Source organism: Methanosalsum natronophilum (assembly GCF_024808815.1).
Taxonomy (GTDB): Archaea; Halobacteriota; Methanosarcinia; order Methanosarcinales; family Methanosarcinaceae; genus Methanosalsum; species Methanosalsum natronophilum.
Genome location: NZ_JANUCS010000013.1, coordinates 27,429 through 45,023 on the forward strand (window position 1 = coordinate 27,429; position 17,595 = coordinate 45,023).

Consider the following 17,595-nt stretch of genomic DNA (forward strand, 5'->3'; position numbering starts at 1 on the left):
TGGACTTGCTTCCCGAAAAGAAGCCGACCAGATGAAAAGAAAATTTGATAAAATGCTGGATAGGGTAAATCAACTGAAGATTCACAGGCATGGCTTTTGTATTCCACAAGGATAATGTGCGGCAAGTTATAATAAAGGGGATTTACAGAATTCAGCTGTACTCTTCAGTAATTGCCTGATATACGTTGTTGAACAACTTCTCCTTGATAATCTTGGCAAATTCTTCCTCGTTCTTGATCTTGGAGAATAATTCAAAATTGACATCAATCAACTTGTTCAATTCTTCTCCAAAAATCTCGTTATAGATGAGTTTGACATCCTTCTTCTCGTTCACTTCAGATGCTGAAGCCTGACGCATCCGCTGGTTTGCGATCATATTGGATTGCATGTTACCCAGTACCTGAGCAACCTTATCCTCGTCTGTCAGCATCTCTGCACCGCTGGCCTCGTTGATCTCTTTAACGATCTCCGAAAGCGGTGTCATCTCATCCACTGGTTTTATGGTTGCTCCTGGCTCGGGTACAGGTTCCAGGTTTCCTTCATCATCTGACAGATATATTCGTCCCTTGCTGGTTTCCTGCAATCTGAACGAACTCATTTTTACCTTGTCGGTGACCTCTTTTGGCAGACGGTCATATTCTATATGCAACTCTTTCACAAGGAATCTGGAGAACTGGTAGAGTTTTTCAAGATCATCATCAAAGAAAGATATAATCTGGGAGAGGAAGGCATACTGGCGTACAAAGGTGGTCATTTTCTTCTTGAAATCCCGCCTCTCATCTTCTTCCAGTTCCCCCCATCTCCTGATTGGTTGGTGCAGGGCTGTATAGAGATTTGCCTGCTTTCCCTTGGAGGAGAAATATTCTGCAGCGAAGTTATTGATATCTGTATCATCAAAAACACCGAAGCCCCGCAGTTGACTTTCATAATCATAGAGTTTGTTGGGATCGGTTGCTTCAATGAGCTTGGTTTTTACATGATACCTTTCGAAAGGTTCTTTGATCTTTTCTGCCTCGTTGACAAAGTCCAGTACCATCGTATCTGATTTATCGGGATGGATACGGTTCAATCGACTCAGTGTCTGTACTGCATCCACTCCACCGAGTTTCTTGTCCACGTACATGGTGTGCAGCAGGGGTTGATCAAATCCCGTCTGGAATTTGTTGGCCACGATCATTATCCTGTATTCATCTTCATTGAACTTCTCTGCAGTCTGCGAGTCGGGAAAACCGTTCTCTCCAGATTCGGTGAATTCCTTGCCTGTGTATTTCTTGTAGACATCTTCCCCTTGCACAACTCCCGAGAATGCGACCAGTACATCGAAGGGATATCCCTTTTCTGCAATCTGCTTCTTGAATTCCAGTTCGTATCGGACTGCATTGGCTCTGGAACCTGTCACCAGCATGGCCTTTGCTTTGCCATCGATCCTGTTTATGGTATTGGTTGCAAAATGGTTGAGCATGAGTTCAGTTTTCTGCCTGATAGCATACTCACTGGAGCCCACATAGTTTTTCAGGAGGGATTTGGCAGCCATCTTCTGGTACCTGGGATCGTCCTCGATGCTTTTCATCAGTTCAAAGTAGGTGGTGTAGGTTGTGTAATTCTGCAGTACATCCATGATGAAGCCTTCCTCGATTGCCTGCTTCATCGAATACAGGTGGAAGGGTTCGAAAGTGCCATCTGCCTGCTCTTCCCCAAACATTTCCATGGTCTTGTTCTTGGGAGTGGCGGTGAAGGCATAGAAACTGATATTTTTGGGCTGGAGTTTGAGATCGGTGGTGATCTTATCCATATTTTCATTGATTGTGTCTTCCACATCCCTGACCTGCTCGTCCTCATACTCCACGGTATCCTCGGTTACCAGCACCTTTCTGACATCCCTGGCGGTATTGCCTGTCTGGGAGGAATGGGCTTCATCGATTACCACGGCAAACCGTTTGCCAGGTGTTTTGTGGAACAGTTCGATTGCAAAGGGAAATGTCTGCAGGGTTACGATTATGATTTTCTTGCCTGCTTCGATGGCTTCGGCCAGTCTTTTTGATTTGTCCCTGTCAATGGCTTCCACTGTTCCCCTGACCTGTTCATGTGCCATGATGGTGTTTCGCAGTTGTTCATCAAGCACCCGCCTGTCGGTTATCACTATGATGGAATCGAAGATGTTCTCATTATTTTCGTCGTGTAATCCAGCAAGTTTGTTGCACATCCAGGCTATGGAATTACTTTTCCCGCTTCCTGCACTGTGCTGGATGAGATATTTTCGACCGACACCATTGATTCTGGTGTTTTCCACAACCAGATTGACTGCATCCAGTTGGTGATAGCGAGGGAAGATCAACTGGCGGGATATGTTGCCTTCTTCATCCTTCTTGTCCACTATCTGCAGGAAGTTCTGTATGATATCCAGCAACAAATCCTTGTTCCAGATTTCCTGCCAGAGATAGGATGTGTCATAATCGTCATACATGGGTGGGTTGCCTGCACCATACTGATATCCCCTGTTGAAGGGCAAAAATACTGTAGACTCATCCTGCAGTTTTGTTGTCATGTACACCAGATGCGGATCGACTGCGAAGTGACCGAAACACCTGCCAAACTGCAGCAGCGGTTCTGCTGGATCCCTGTTGGTCCTATACTGTTTGATCGCATTTTCCACATCCTGTCCGTTCAGGGGATTCTTGAGCTCGGAGGTGATGATGGGAATCCCATTAATGAACAAACACAGGTCTATAGATTTATGCGGGTTTTTCCTGCTGTATTGAAGTTGACGGATAATGGAAAACCTGTTGTTCCTGTACTTTTTCTGGTGGGCTTCATTCAGTGCAGTTTCAGGTTTGAAATATATCAGATCGAAATGACAGCCCGTATCCTTCACCCCTTTCCTGAGTACATTCAGAGTACCCTGTTTCTGGAGGACCTTGGTAAGCCTGTTCAGGAACTTCTCCTTAACCCTGTCATCGCCATGCCTGTCCTTTAATTTCTGCCATTCCTCGGACTGGGTGGAGCGAATGAAATCAAAGAGCATATCAGCATCCAGACAGAGTTCCTTATTGTAATCCTGATTTGCACGCTGGATATACTTCTGGTCCCTTACAAGCGATTCCACTATATCGGTTTCAAACTTTTCTTCGGCTGGATCAGTCACTTACAGTCCCCCTGACGTCAATCTTCCCCGTGACGGCACTGGATATGAGTGCAGTACGATATTCCTTCAGGTATTCAATGGATTGTTCTGTTTTTTCGATTAAGTTGTCAATCTGTGATGTTTCATTGTCGAGGTAATCTGCTATGGCCTGTTGTTCTTTGAGAGGTGGAATTGGAAATGCAAATTCATTAAAAACATTTTGATACAAATGCTGTATTGTAGTACCATTGGACATATATTCAAAAAAGGCAGTAAAGACTTCAGAATTTAATATCCAGTACATAAAATCAGTGATATAATTGTTTGATAGAGGTCTTGTTACAAATATTCCACTATTCAATGTAGCTTCAGATTTTAATCCTTTGACTAGTGCAACCTTCCCAATGGTTCCATCTTTAGTAATCAGCAAATCATTTTCTTTTAGTTGTATATACGGGTCTTGATCATATCGATTTTTACTAATATGATAACAAGAATCCCAATTAATTCTTCCGTTGACAAAATCGGTACCTGTGACCAAAAAAGCTCCCTCATCAATAAATTCATCTGACCTTAAACCATGCCAACCAATCCTTCCTTTTACATAAGTAGCATGTTTTATGCGAATGGTATCCCAGTGCTCGGGAATCTCCCCTATCCACTCAATCCCCGAATCCTTCATTGGCACATCTGGATTGAGTCCCTTCGTGACCGCATGGCTGATCAGTGCCGAACGCCTTTCCTCCAGCAGTTCGATGAATTGCTGTTTCTTCTCCACAAGGGCATCGATGCGGGATGTTTCACGATCGAGGAAGGAGGCTATGGTGTGCTGTTCTTCGAGGGGTGGATATAGAGAAAAGATGTTTTTAAAATCATCATACCTTAAACTGTTCATATCGTCACAAATACCGTATGAAAAACGTCCAAATTCGGATATGTACTGTGGTGTCTTATATAAATAATAAAAATACCTTGCATCTGTCTGGATTATAGGTTTCAATATTACATAAGCTGGACTTACAATTCCATTCCATTTTGATTGACCTACAGCTCCCTGCCACATTCTCATTTTATTATATACTAAATCATCTGATTTTACTAATTTATAATTTGCTTTATTATCTGATGATATGTCCTTACGTTCAGTAAGTTTTTTATTCTCTTTTTGCAGGATGACCCCATATGCTTGAGATACTGATAATAGTGGTAAATGAGGATAATTTTTAACATTGCGCTCTTCAAATAATCCTATATTTCTCACCAGAGACCAATGTTTTGGGATATATTTTAGTTGCTTAATATAAGCATTTGAATCCTTGTACTCGGGGTATGGTTTCATCCCCGAAGAATCCATATATTTGACCTGGGATGAACTCATTGCTTCATCACTTCCAGAATCTGCAGGATATCGTTTTCCAGTTTGTTGATATCGCCCTCGATCTCCTGCAGGGGACGTGGTGGCTGGTACTCATAAAAATACTGGTTGAAATTGATCGTGTATCCGACCTTACCGATCTCTCCGTCCTTCTCATCGGTCACGGATTCATTGATCCAGGCATCAGGAACATAAGGTTGCACTTCCCTCTCGAAATACTCCTGAATATCCTCATCCAGCGGTACATTTTCATAATCCCTCAACTGAGTATCGGCCTCAATCCTGCCTTTATTGTCCCTGCATATCTCGGCATTCTCATCCTGTTCGGACATCACAGTCAGTATAGCCTTTCTTACAGGTGCTTTTATCGGCACTTTTGCCTTTTTCAGGGCTGCATCGAGGTCTTTGAGAAACTCATCACGACTCATGTATACCTTATCATGATTCATTCCTGCAAGCACATCAATAATTAAGTCCTGCAACTTCCTGCCTGCAGCCTCTTCCCTCTCCTTCTCTGCAGTATCCTTGCGTTTTTTGCTTGTGGCAAGACTCTGGAAAGCCTTCTGCTCCTTCAACTCCTTGATACGTTCCTCGGTGACCTGGCACTTCAGGCGCAGGGGTCGCTCAATTGTGATCTTGCGATAACCAAATGCAGTATTATCAAATATCTGAGAATACTCATTTTCCTCAAACTTGGCATGGAGGCGTGTCAGGGTCTCGATCTGTTCCTGAGAAATCTCATGTCTCTTATCCCCGAGACTCTTCCTCATATTAACATAACATGAAGTCCCGTCGATCAGCTGGACCTTACCCTTCCTACCTTCATTCTTACGATTGGTGCATATCCAGACGTAGGTATTGATTCCCGTATTGTAGAACAATTGGTCAGGTAATGCCACGATCGCTTCCAACATATCGTTCTCCAGAATCCAGCGTCGAATTTCACTTTCTCCTGAACCCGCATCTCCCGTAAATAGTGGCGAACCATTCATGACAATACCCATTCTGCCTCCGCCTTCCTCAAGAGGACGCATACTGGAGATCATATGCATCAAAAACAGCATCTGACCGTCACTTGACCTGGGCAGACCCGCACCGAACCGACCACTGAATCCCTTGTTCGCTTCAGCCTCCACAATCTTCTTATCCTTCTTCCAGTCCTTCCCGAAGGGAGGATTGGAAAGCTGGTAGTGGAAGGTCCTATCGGTGTGCTGGTCATTGGATAACGTTGATCCCAGCATAATATTCTCTGAATCCCTGCCATTACCTTTGAGCAGCAGTTCTGACTTGGCAATCGCATAGGTTTCGGGGTTGACCTCCTGTCCGTACAGGTGCATATCAACATTGGGATTGATCTCCTCATGAACATAATCCTTGGATACGGTCAGCATTCCTCCAGTACCACATGCAGGATCATATACGGTCCGTACAGGATGATTATGACCGATGATATCCATATCCTGATGGAATAGCAGATGAACCATCATGGTGATTACTTCTCGAGGGGTGAAATGTTCTCCAGGATTCTCATTCATGTTCTCATTGAACCGCCTCAGCAATTCCTCGAAAATATATCCCATATCCATATTGCTGACAGCATCAGGATGCAGGTCCACATTTCCAAACTTCTCCACAAGCATGTATAGCAGATTGTTTTCATCCAGGAAATCGATGTAATTGTCAATATTGAATTTGGACAGGATCTCCTTGACATTATCCGAAAATGAATCCATGTATGCCAGGAAATTCTTCTTTATGTTCTTCGGATCATCAAGCAGTTTTTTCAGGTCATACTGAGAAGTATTGTAGAATCGACAATCTGCTACGTCACACAGGGCACTGTACTTGTCCTTGACCTTCCCTTCCAGTATTTTATTTCTCTCAAGTACATCCTCCTTTGTGGGTTCAAGAACACATTCAATCCGTCTGATTACGGTAAAGGGTAAGATTAGGTCCCTGTACTTCCCTGCCTTCAGGTCGTCCCTAAGAACCTCGTCTGCCACACTCCAAATGAAATTCGCTTTTTCCTGGAAATTGCTCACATTATCACTGCCTTTCAGTATGCATTTGTTTATTATATATTTGATGATTTTAATCTGTTATTTTTGGCCAATTGAATTTCATGATAAAGATTTGGCACTGCAGATAGACATTGACAATGTTCTGATTGTATTTTACGGCTGTGTCACTATTTTGCTGTAAATTTCCATGTTTGATAGTCTATGAAAGGCTCGTAAGCTATACTCTGGTAATATTTGGTAAGCGTTGCAAGAAAACTAACTAATGAATTCAACATGATGTTAAACAGGAAGGTAAGTTACAAGAACACCAATAAATCATGGAGTTACATTATATTTTTAAAAGCAAGAGAGCTTACACATTACCTTACAGGAAAGAAGGATAACATAGATTTTAACAAACCGTTGTATAAAATTGAAAGAGCTGATTCAGATGCACTTAGACAAAAAATAATTGATTTGTCTTACTCTGAATGGAAAGAAATGGGATTCTCTAAAGGTACACTACATTATATGAAACAGAATGTTAAGTCAGGTAAACCCTTTAAACTGAACACTCATGTTAAAGAAAGATTTGAAATGTGGGAAACTTTGAAGGGTGAAGCATGATAATTTAATCTTATGTCTAAGATTCTATTGGATTAGAAAAGCAGTAGTGATAAAATAAATTAGATGGTGAGCCTATTTCAAAACTCCGGATACACTTTTATTACCATGGTGAAAGAATATATCTTACTGCTATTGATTCAAGTGGATTTACAGGTGGACATTGCAGTTACTATTATTCAATGAGGACTGGAAAGAAAAGGAGATCATATCTAAAAACAAGTATAGCAATTGATGTTGAAAAATTTATTGTTACTGGATTTAAGATCTCAAGTAAACCTGTACACGATACAAAACACGCACAAACATTGCTGAAGCAATGTCATAGACTTCGTCATTCAGAATACTATGTCCTGGATAAAGGGTATGACTCTGAACAAATTCATGTTCTCATACGAGAGAACATGAATTCAAGTCCTCTTATCCCTGTAAGACAGAGGAAAAGAAAGAAAATAAATGGCAAATACCGTAGGAAAATGGTTGAAGAGTTTGATGAGAAACTCTACCATTCGAGAAACCTAGTAGAAACAATGTTCTCAGTTCTGAAAAGAAAATATGGTGAAGAAATTAAGTCAAGAAAGTACAGAAACCAGGTAAAGGAAGTGAAATGTAAGATGTTAATACATAACATCTAAAGGTATCGCTCATTTACAATTATTATTTACATAAGGATTTCTACAGATCCCAAAATTCCAAATTATTTAACTGATGTTTACCAAAAGTATTTATATAAAATCAGAAACAAACTATATATAGTATTAAGCTAAACTGTAACTAAAAGCACAGGCTTGGTAATGTTTTACCGCACCCCGCCCGAGGCTTATCTATTTTTCAGTTCAGAGCCCATATTTCGTTGATACATGACTATTGGACCTCCTAGATAATAACTTTATGTTTTGGAACTGTCTGTGTTTTAGAAGCCTGTTTGTGTAATTGCTAACTCTACTTTAAGCAAGGGATTTTATTTACCGTCTGACCTGCAATGTTTTGATGTCTATAAAAAGCATATTATTGGCTGTAATAATCAATAGTAGACCTGGATAACTCAATGATTGCAAGGGCAGCTCACCCCCTCAAAAATATTTGAACTTTTTTATTGTGGAAGTTACTGTTTAGTAGATATGCGCAAAATCTCTAGGGTGCACTATGTTAAAAATTTTTTAAAAACTCCATCAAACTACACATGGGGTCAGTACGCGATATATGCACATTCGATCATTGGTAGACACATTACCACAAGGCTCTCTACCTAAAAGCGTTAGTTGAATTAAGACGCCGATACGACCTATTGCGCAGGTTTTTTAAGACCATATGAGCCGCTGAGAGGTCCGTAGAGACGATTCTATTAAAAACATAGCCAAATACCTGTTTGCCATTAAGTCCTCTCACAGCTCCTCCAGCTAACTCAAAACCTACTTCAATGGGTAATGCGCTCCGTTTCATGAATGCATAAATCCGGCTGAAATAATGTTAGCCTATTAGAATTATCTACAGGTATAGGTGGTGAAATATGATATTATGTATTAAATTCTAAATGCACAAATGGATTTCAATAAACCCAGTTCTCATGGGCCAGTGGCATGTTATTCAATTCATCCCTGTACAATCTCCAATGAGGCATGTATCTATCCATCAGATCCCTGAAATGGTCATTGTGCTTTCTCTCGAGTAAATGCACCATTTTTCATGGACAAGGATATATTCCAGGCAGTGAGGTGACTTTTTGAGGGTTCAGGGACGAATGGTAACTTAAAATATCAAAACTCTACTCTAAGATTTTCACATTGTGATGCTTTGATGATTTCATACCTGAACATCCGCTTTTGCACACTTCCCTAATGAAGTAATTAGAGCCGCACTTCTATTTAAGCTCAAGAGGTTTCTAAATAACCCTTAATGGGTATAATCGATTAATCGTATTGAATCACCGTTGTTCTTTTTAATCGCTGTTATCATCTGTTCTGAATGAGGGCATGCAAAACCAGTAGGATTTCCTCGCGTTATACATGAAGCAAGAACTATTATGTCCGCCCCTCGTCTAACCATTTCAGCAGCCCGCTGAATTGCTTTTTTACCAGGACAACCACCACATGAAATAACACCGATCACTTCAATCTCATCCTCGACACCCTCAAATGCAAGTTTTTTCTCCTTCATTACTTTAAAATCCGTTGTCGCAGGACATATGTCCTCTGTTTGCATACATCTTATCAATCCTACTTTCATGATTCCGCCTCTTTTCTATCTCCAAATATATTTTCTTCAAGTAAAACATTAAGTCTATATTTAGGACACCATATTAGGTGAAAACCAATATTATACACTGTTGTATTGCTATGTTTCCATCGTTGGGTTGCCATAATAATGTATTATATTTCTGACAAATATATAATTTATGGTTAACTAATAGGTGGGGTACGATTCACCCCACCACTAAAGTAGTGGGCTTTCTCTACCCCTACACTCCGTTAATCGTAAAACTGAAATACCCGTCATGTCTAGCTGTTTCATATTTCAACGAAAACCTTTGCAAGGGATTCACCCTTAAAATGGATAGAGAATTGGTATAGGTATACAAAGGGCACGGTATACACTTTTATTCCTTTACTTCTCAGTTTTTCCTAAATCGATGCGATGACTTCCATTGCGAATTCAGGTGATGATTTGCTGGAAGACAGATGAGCAAAGGAATGTAGTACAATTTTTTCCTTGGTCACTTTATTGAGATACCATTTGATGTTTCCCACTGGACTTTTAACGATTTTGTTTTGTCTCTCTTCATCCTGAGACTCAGCATGAATGAAAACAACGGCAGTATTCTCTATCCTTTCTTCGATTTCGACATCTTCCACGCTTTCAATTGTCTTGCTGGAAGCACCAACAGAAAACAGAGTATTTGAGGGGTAATCAAAAGATTCAACACCATTCACTATAACCTTAACATCATTGCTGTTAAGGTTTATCAGATATCCACCCAGATTCTGGACTCGAATAATATCGCCAGATGCCATTGTTTCAATTGTTGTTTTGATGATCACATTTGGTGATGGTGATTGTGGAGATATATCAAACACAACTAGAACAATTATACCTGCACCTACAACTGTAAAAAATACCAAAACCAGTGCTGAAATAAAGCTTAACACCTTTAGGAGTTAGCTTGAATTTTTGGGTTTGAAAATAGATTACTCGGTTGCTTTGAAATGAAACTCAGTAATATTTTGTTAGATTAGAGTTCCTTATATATTATCAAAAACTATGATAGAGAAGTGTTGCTGAAAACTTGATGTCAATTACCGTAAGAGACTTATTTGCTAGAAAGTCATTTACCTTTTCCTCTAATCTTTTTTCAGTCCAGCTAATTATATTTTTTACTTTTATGGTACATCACTTACGTAACAATCTTTCAAAACTTGTTTATACATTTTAATATATAAAAATAGTATGAGAATAGTGGAATGTACCACAATTCTCTAAATGAGCAGATTGGGTAGGGGTAAGAAGGCATTCAGTTTACAGCATTCAATTACAAAAAAAAAGGTTCATGCCATTAATTGTAGTTGAATGCTGTGAACCTTGTCTTTATGGTTATTTTTTAGTTTTGATTTACTACAGAACTGTCGTACAGATACGTTTACCACATTGAGGGAGAATAATCAAATTCAAACTCATCTACTGATTTCGAAGGTAAACCCATGTTAGTGAGCATTTCTCTGAAAACTTCACGATATTCCTCTTCTGAAATTATTTCTCCTTTACTAGCTCTTATCCTAAGATCCATGCCACCCAGTTGATCCAGCTTAACAGTGTATCTAGCACCATTAACCACGTGATTGATCTCGTTATTGGGAACTATAAAGTTCATTTTACCTATGATTTCATCATTTAAGTAAAAGGATTGTGTTGCAAATCCTTCGCCGTGTGTTAGAGAAATAGCTGATTCAGTGCTTCTCTCGCTTAGATCATCATATATTGACTGGGGATATACAGGCATATTTATGTTTATCTTTGGCTCATTATCTTTCTGAATATTATCTTTTAGATTTCCTAAATGATTTTCAGCGGTCTGACTATCAATTTCATAGATGTACTTAAATCTATCAACAATCCAGCTGTTATTTGGCAGATGCTCTTCCCTAAATGGGGAAAAATAAGGGTCTGGACGACTATAATTAAAAAACATCACGGAGGTTTTAGATTCATCAAAAAACCTTATTTCCATAATTGAATCATTGGTATAATAATATGTAACGTAATTTAGAAGATATTCATCGCCAAATTGTTCTTTAGCTTCCAAAATCTCAGGAGAATACAATCCTGTTGCATCCCGAACCTTCACATTTACAAAATAGGGACCTTCAACCTGGTAACCTGCATTCTCTGCTCTTAGAAGAATCTGATCATAGTCAATATCACCCAGGTTTAGTCCACTGGTTGAATAATATGATGCATGGTCATATGTAATCAAGATTAAAGCAAATGAGCCATAAACAAGAGCAAGAATAACTATTATCAGTATAAGATTCAGTATAGATTTCTTAAAAGTCCTATAATTCTTTTTTTTCCATATCATTACTGACAGTACAATAAAAATAAGGCCCAGAATCACCGAAATAATCTCAAATATACCTATCATAAAATCATCCTATCTCCTAAGCTTGAGATGAACTACGATATTAAATAAATATTTATTATAATTATTTATACAAACTTAGTAATATGTGGTGTCATGAGATACAGTAACATGAATTGTGGAGTGCTCTACTTCTTGCATTTGAGTTAATCTTACTATGACATGCTTTGAGGGTAACTTCAGGGTGTGAAGTTCATGGGACAATATGGAATGTCTGAAAACCTAATTCAACTAAAAAAGCAGGAGTCCCATTTCCGTAAGGGAGGAGTAGTTAACTCAAACATTTTATTGAGGGGATAAAAATAATAATCAGTAATGAAATGTATAGAGGTTCAACATTTGCCTTAGTCAGAAATGATGGAAATCTATGAATGCGGATACTCTAATCTAAGGCCAAAAAAGGTTATAATCAGGACTGCTAACAAGTTAATCAATTTCTCTAATATATTTTAGCTAAAAAATACTATAGAGATAATCACATTGCTGAATAGATATTCCATATTCCGGTTGATATCATATCAACTGCAATAGCAGCCAGAAACAGTCCCAACATTCTAATTATTACTGCCATACCCGTATATCCGATCCAACGGTGAATTCTTCTGGAAAATAGTAATGTAAGCAAGGCAATTGCAAATGTAAGAGCAATGGCAAGAAACAACAGAATCCTGTAAAATACGTCGGTATCTCCTGACAGTACAATGACAGTTGTAATTGTGCCAGGCCCTACCAGCATAGGCATTGCAATGGGAAATATCCATATATCTTCACGAGTGTGAGCAACATCAACCTCTTTTTCGGTGACGCTCTCTCTTGAGATTTTTGCCTGTATCATATCAAAAGCAATGGTGAAAAGGAGTATTCCACCTGCAACCCTTAGTGAGTCGACACTGATTCCAAACAGATTCAGTATGGTCTCACCTGATATGACAAAGAAGGTTGCAATAAAAAAAGCAAGTATGACTGCCTGCTTAGCTATCCTGTTTTTCTGTGAAACTGTCATATCATTGGTAAGAGATATGAAAATCACAACAGCTCCGATTGGACTGACAATTACAAACAGTGAAACAAAAGAAAATATGAAGAATGCAATTGGGTCCATAGAATATTCCTATTTTCTTTATTACTATTAAAGTATCACTTATTTGTTTCATGGGTCAGGCTGGCAAAGTCCATCTTTTCAGATTGAAAACACAACTGTACCTTTCTACAGAAGAATTTGTTTTCTATGACACTTCAGCTGAAAATAACCTTTCAATTGAACATTTCGAGAATAAATAGTATACCATCAATGCTTTTTTTTTACCTATCACTGCCTTTTTTGGAACTATTAAGACATTTATGAAAGAAGTATTTGAGTAAATATAGTTATATTTTTGTTAGGAACTAGGGGTAGTGATATGAACTCTTCACAATAGAGAGATAGTGAAGCACCTATTTTTATAATCAGGCGAGCAATAATCCACATTTTTGAATGTACTAACTAGATTTGGATTAACTCACAATTGTCTTTTTTATCATCTACAGCTGCAGCTTTTTAGAATCAAATCTAATAAGATTGAATAATTTAATTTTTAGGTTGCTCAAGGAATTAGACAGACACGTTAGTATCTGGTTACCGGATTTTAATTTCGGATTGTATTTTATAAACTGGCAGCCAAATTAGATTATAGATTTTAAATTAAATTTTGAAAAATATACTTAAGGGGTTGGGGACATGAATAGAATTTACTTATTATTAGTTTTATCTTTATTAATGTTAGTGATTACGATACCAGTAGGCGCAGAAACAGTTGAAAATTTAACTAGATCGAATGAGGATACATTTGATGGTAATATTGATATTGGTGTAATTTACAATGGAACGACTAAGATAATATCAGTTCAATACATTAGTGACGATACAGAATATGATCCTGAAAGAATTCGTTTTTTTGCTTATAATTTAGATAATGATATTGAAAAAGTTGATGGACAAGATATAACTTATACTGATTGGAGTTCAACACCCGGTCCAAACTTATTTGGAACATTTTCAAGAAATTATCGTTATAATCCAGCACCACCAAAGGGCTACGGAATCAATGAACCAATCATATTTGAACTAAAAAACACTTTTATTGAACCGATTTCTCCAAATCCTGATGGATATACATTTCTTGTACACATTCAATTTTCTAATGGACAAGGTGCATATGTTACAGATTTTATTTCATCACCAAGGCCTGACATTAGTATCAAGAAATACACTAATGGTGAAGATGCCATGAATGGTCCTGGTCCTTTCATACCCGTTGGTGAAGATGTTACTTGGACCTATAATGTCACCAATACTGGTAATGTCGATTTGACCAATGTTACAGTTACTGATGATCAATTAGGTAATATCAGTGTAATTGGTGATCTCCCTATCGGTGAACTTGTAACTGTTTCTGCAACCAATACTTCCATTGCTGGTGAATATGCCAATATAGGTACTGTTACTGGTGAATACAATGGTATTACCGTTACTGACGAGGATCCAAGCCATTACTTTGGTGTTGATGCTAACATTAGTATCAAGAAAGCCACTAATGGGGATTATGCGAATGAACCAACTGGCCCATTCATTCCAGTTAATGATACTGTTGCCTGGACTTACAATGTTACCAATACTGGTAATGTTAATCTGACCAACATTACAGTTACGGATAATATGACCACTTTGAATTACGTAATTGGTACTCTTGGACCTGGTGAATTGTATACTGTTACATATACTGGTACTGCCATTCTCGGTCAGTATTCTAACCTTGGTACTGCTACTGCAACTTATAATGGTATCAATGTAACTGATGAAAATGCCAGTCATTATTTTGGATTTGATGCCAATCTTAGTATTGTTAAACTCACGAATGGTCATGATTCCAAGGAACCGCCAGGTTATGATATCCCTGTAGGTTCTGCTGTAAATTGGACTTATGTAGTTACTAATACCGGTAATGTTGATCTAATTAATGTTACAGTTACTGATAATGTAACTGGTAAAGAGTTCATTATTGGTGCTCTTTCCTCTGGATCTTCTACCAGTGTTAGTGATGAAGGTAAAGCTGTTGCTGGTCAATATGTCAACCTTGGTACTGTTACTGGTGAATATAATAATATCACTGTAACTGATGAAGACCCAAGCCATTACTTTGGTTTTGATGCTAACATTAGTATCACGAAACTGACTAATGGTTTAGATTCCCCCCAAGCTCCCGGTGAAGAAATAGAAGTAGGTTCAAACGTGACTTGGACTTATGTAGTTACTAATACCGGTAATGTTGATCTAATTAATGTTACAGTTACTGATAATGTAACTGGTAAAGAGTTCATTATTGGTGCTCTTTCCTCTGGATCTTCTACCAGTGTTAGTGATGAAGGTAAAGCTGTTGCTGGTCAATATGTCAACCTTGGTACTGTTACTGGTGAATATAATAATATCACTGTAACTGACAGTGATCTCAGCCATTACTTTGGTCTTGCTTTACCTAACATTAGTATCACGAAACTGACTAATGGTCATGATTCCAAAGAACCACCAGGTTATGATATTCCTGTAGGTTCTGCTGTAAATTGGACTTATGTAGTTACTAATACCGGTAATGTTGATCTAATTAATGTTACAGTTACTGATAATGTAACTGGTAAAGAGTTCATTATTGGTTCTCTTTCCTCTGGATCTTCTACCAGTGTTAGTGATGAAGAAGGTACAGCTCTTGCCGGTGAATATGTCAACCTTGGTACTGTTACGGGTGAATATAACAATATCACTGTAACTGCTAGTGATCTCAGCCATTACTTTGGTGTTGCTGCTAACATTAGTATCAAGAAATCCACTAATGGTGAAGATGCCATGACTCCAACTGGTCCCGAGGTAACAGTAGGTTCAACGGTTACTTGGGAATATATAGTTACTAACACTGGTAATGTTAACTTAAGCAACATTGAGGTTACTGATAACCGTACAGATGTAACTCCTGTTCTTGTTGACGATGGTAATGGTGCTGGCATTCTCCTTCCTGGTGAAAGCTGGACCTATAATGCTACCGGTATTGCCGTTGCTGGTCAATATGCCAATTTAGGTAATGTTACTGGTGAATACAATGGTATCACTGTAACTGATGAGGATCCCAGCCATTACTTTGGTGTTACTGTAACAGCTCCAAATATTAACATCAAGAAACTCACTAATGGTTATGATGCCAAGGATCTAACAGGACCTGAGATACTAGCCGGTTCAGTAGTAACTTGGACTTATATAGTTAATAACACCGGTAATGTTCCACTTACCAACGTTACAATTACTGATGACCAAGAAGGTTTCATATGCGAAATAGTTGGTACTTTTGGTGTAGGTGCAACCCATACTTGTACAGCAGAGGGCACTGCTCAAATTGGTCAGTATTCAAATGTAGGTAATGTAACAGCTTTCTATGGCACAATGGAGGTTAGTGATGAATATCTAAGCCATTACTTTGGTCTTGCTTCACCTAATATCAGTATCAAAAAATACACTAATGGTATTGATTCTCCCCAAGCTCCTGGAGAAGAAATAGAAGTAGGTTCTAACGTGACTTGGACTTACAATGTTACCAATACTGGTAATGTCAATCTGACCAACGTTACTGTGACTGACAATAAGATTGAGTCTATAATAGGTACTATTGATAATCTTGGGGTAAATGAAAGTATAGAATTCTCTGCAAATGGTACTGCAGTTTCTGGTCAATATTCTAATATTGGTACTGTCACTGCTGAATATGACAATATCACTGTAACTGATGAGTATTCCAGCCATTATTTTGGATTTAATACATCCATTAAAATTAAAAAGTACATTAATGGAGAAGATGCGAATGAACCATTTGGACCGGTAATCCATGTAGGAAATAAAATTGAGTGGAAATTTAATATAACCAACACAGGAAATGTCAAGTTGAATAATATCACAGTTTTTGATGATAAACTTGGCCTAATCTGTGAGATTGATGAACTGGAACCCGGAGAATCAAAAGTATGTATAGTGACAGGCCATGCAATTGCAAGTTCACAAAGGAATATTGCTACTGTAACCGGCTGGTATAATGAGCAGATCATGGTGACGGATGATGATCCTGCTCATTACTTTGGCTACATGGGTGGAACAAGTGCAGATGTTCCAACAGCTACAGGTATAATCACTGTCCTGTTTGTTGGGCTCTTTACCCTTTTGTACACGAAGAGAGAAAAAGATTGAGTAGTTGATGGGCAATTAATCATATTGCCCAATTTCATCTTTTAAATTTACTTAAATAAAGAGTTGATATTAAAATTATGATAGGTGAAAATCTTGAAAATTGTAAATGAACCAGAAATAAAAGAATTAGATGGAATGACAGTAGCATGCGTTTCATTTGTAGGTAATTATTTAGGAAACGTCAAGGTATTTGGCGATTTGTTTAGTAAACTTTGTGGATGGGCAGGGTCTAAACAATTAATGGGCCCAAATACGATTTTAATGTCAGTCTATTATGACGATCCGGGTATTACACCAGTTGAAGAACTTAAGTTGGACGTGTGCATGACTATTGACGATGAGATTAATGTTGATGGACAGATAAAAAAGAAAGAACTTCCTGGGGGGAAATATGTAGTAATGCGTACAGAACTAAAAGGACCAGAAGAATATAGTCATGCATGGGAGAAGGTAGTTGAATGGTTAACACGAAACAATCTTGAAATTGATATGACTCGGGCAAGTTACGAGATATACTTAAATTCTCCTGATGAACATCCAGAAAGACATCATATTGTTGAGATATGCATGCCTGTAAAATGA

At 38.3% G+C, this 17,595-nt stretch carries 13 protein-coding genes and 2 pseudogenes; 5 read left to right on the forward strand and 10 right to left on the reverse strand.

What is annotated here, in order from left to right:
- Nucleotides 1-151: 151 nt before the first annotated feature.
- From J2T59_RS07555 to J2T59_RS07565, 3 genes are read right to left on the reverse strand one after another with little or no spacing between them, the layout of a single operon-like run.
- Nucleotides 152-3,142 carry a type I restriction endonuclease subunit R gene (locus J2T59_RS07555; RefSeq protein ID WP_259135328.1) on the reverse strand — a complete coding sequence of 997 codons (2,991 nt, stop codon included), beginning with the start codon at nt 3,140-3,142 and terminating at the stop codon, nt 152-154.
- Nucleotides 3,135-4,499 carry a restriction endonuclease subunit S gene (locus J2T59_RS07560; RefSeq protein WP_259135329.1) on the reverse strand — a complete coding sequence of 455 codons (1,365 nt, stop codon included), beginning with the start codon at nt 4,497-4,499 and terminating at the stop codon, nt 3,135-3,137. Before J2T59_RS07560 ends, J2T59_RS07555 begins: the two co-directional genes overlap by 8 nt.
- Nucleotides 4,496-6,538 (reverse strand): type I restriction-modification system subunit M, encoded by a 2,043-nt coding sequence (locus tag J2T59_RS07565; protein WP_259135330.1) that lies wholly within the window; start codon nt 6,536-6,538, stop codon nt 4,496-4,498. The genes J2T59_RS07560 and J2T59_RS07565 overlap by 4 nt, the downstream gene beginning before the upstream one ends.
- 213 nt (nt 6,539-6,751) lie before the next feature.
- Here J2T59_RS07565 and J2T59_RS07570 point away from each other — a divergent pair, with 213 nt between their 5' ends.
- On the forward strand, nt 6,752-7,123 hold the full coding sequence (locus J2T59_RS07570) for a CRISPR-associated protein Cas1 (protein WP_259135331.1): 372 nt from the start codon (nt 6,752-6,754) through the stop codon (nt 7,121-7,123).
- A 95-nt stretch (nt 7,124-7,218) separates the two neighbouring features.
- Nucleotides 7,219-7,887, forward strand: a pseudogene (locus tag J2T59_RS07575) (IS5 family transposase); the annotation flags it as partial.
- A gap of 478 nt (nt 7,888-8,365) precedes the next feature.
- On the opposite strand, the gene J2T59_RS07580 reads toward J2T59_RS07575, so the two are convergent.
- The 7 genes and pseudogenes from J2T59_RS07580 to J2T59_RS07610 all read right to left on the reverse strand — a co-directional run bounded on the left by J2T59_RS07580 (nt 8,366) and on the right by J2T59_RS07610 (nt 12,855).
- Entirely contained in the window at nt 8,366-8,563 is a 198-nt protein-coding gene (locus J2T59_RS07580) for a hypothetical protein (protein ID WP_259135332.1), read from the reverse strand.
- A 106-nt stretch (nt 8,564-8,669) separates the two neighbouring features.
- Nucleotides 8,670-8,801 (reverse strand): YgjP-like metallopeptidase domain-containing protein, encoded by a 132-nt coding sequence (locus J2T59_RS07585; RefSeq protein ID WP_259135333.1) that lies wholly within the window; start codon nt 8,799-8,801, stop codon nt 8,670-8,672.
- A gap of 212 nt (nt 8,802-9,013) precedes the next feature.
- A complete protein-coding gene (locus J2T59_RS07590; protein WP_259135334.1) occupies nt 9,014-9,346 on the reverse strand; it encodes a CGGC domain-containing protein in 333 nt (110 codons plus the stop codon).
- A complete protein-coding gene (locus tag J2T59_RS07595) occupies nt 9,343-9,480 on the reverse strand; it encodes a hypothetical protein (protein ID WP_259135335.1) in 138 nt (45 codons plus the stop codon). The genes J2T59_RS07590 and J2T59_RS07595 overlap by 4 nt, the downstream gene beginning before the upstream one ends.
- A gap of 147 nt (nt 9,481-9,627) precedes the next feature.
- Nucleotides 9,628-10,131: pseudogene (locus tag J2T59_RS07600) on the reverse strand (threonyl-tRNA synthetase editing domain-containing protein).
- A 623-nt stretch (nt 10,132-10,754) separates the two neighbouring features.
- A complete protein-coding gene (locus tag J2T59_RS07605; RefSeq protein WP_259135337.1) occupies nt 10,755-11,756 on the reverse strand; it encodes a hypothetical protein in 1,002 nt (333 codons plus the stop codon).
- A gap of 472 nt (nt 11,757-12,228) precedes the next feature.
- On the reverse strand, nt 12,229-12,855 hold the full coding sequence (locus J2T59_RS07610; protein WP_259135338.1) for a MarC family protein: 627 nt from the start codon (nt 12,853-12,855) through the stop codon (nt 12,229-12,231).
- 50 nt (nt 12,856-12,905) lie between these two features.
- Between J2T59_RS07610 and J2T59_RS07615 the strand changes: the two genes are divergently transcribed.
- The 3 genes from J2T59_RS07615 to J2T59_RS07625 all read left to right on the forward strand — a co-directional run bounded on the left by J2T59_RS07615 (nt 12,906) and on the right by J2T59_RS07625 (nt 17,595).
- The gene (locus tag J2T59_RS07615; protein WP_259135339.1) at nt 12,906-13,034 is read left to right on the forward strand and encodes a hypothetical protein; all 129 of its coding nucleotides are present in this window, start codon (nt 12,906-12,908) and stop codon (nt 13,032-13,034) included.
- Between the two features lie 475 nt (nt 13,035-13,509).
- Nucleotides 13,510-17,013 (forward strand): beta strand repeat-containing protein, encoded by a 3,504-nt coding sequence (locus J2T59_RS07620; protein WP_259135340.1) that lies wholly within the window; start codon nt 13,510-13,512, stop codon nt 17,011-17,013.
- 93 nt (nt 17,014-17,106) lie between these two features.
- Nucleotides 17,107-17,595, forward strand: a complete 489-nt coding sequence (locus J2T59_RS07625) for an AraC family transcriptional regulator (protein WP_374761085.1) — start codon at nt 17,107-17,109, stop codon at nt 17,593-17,595.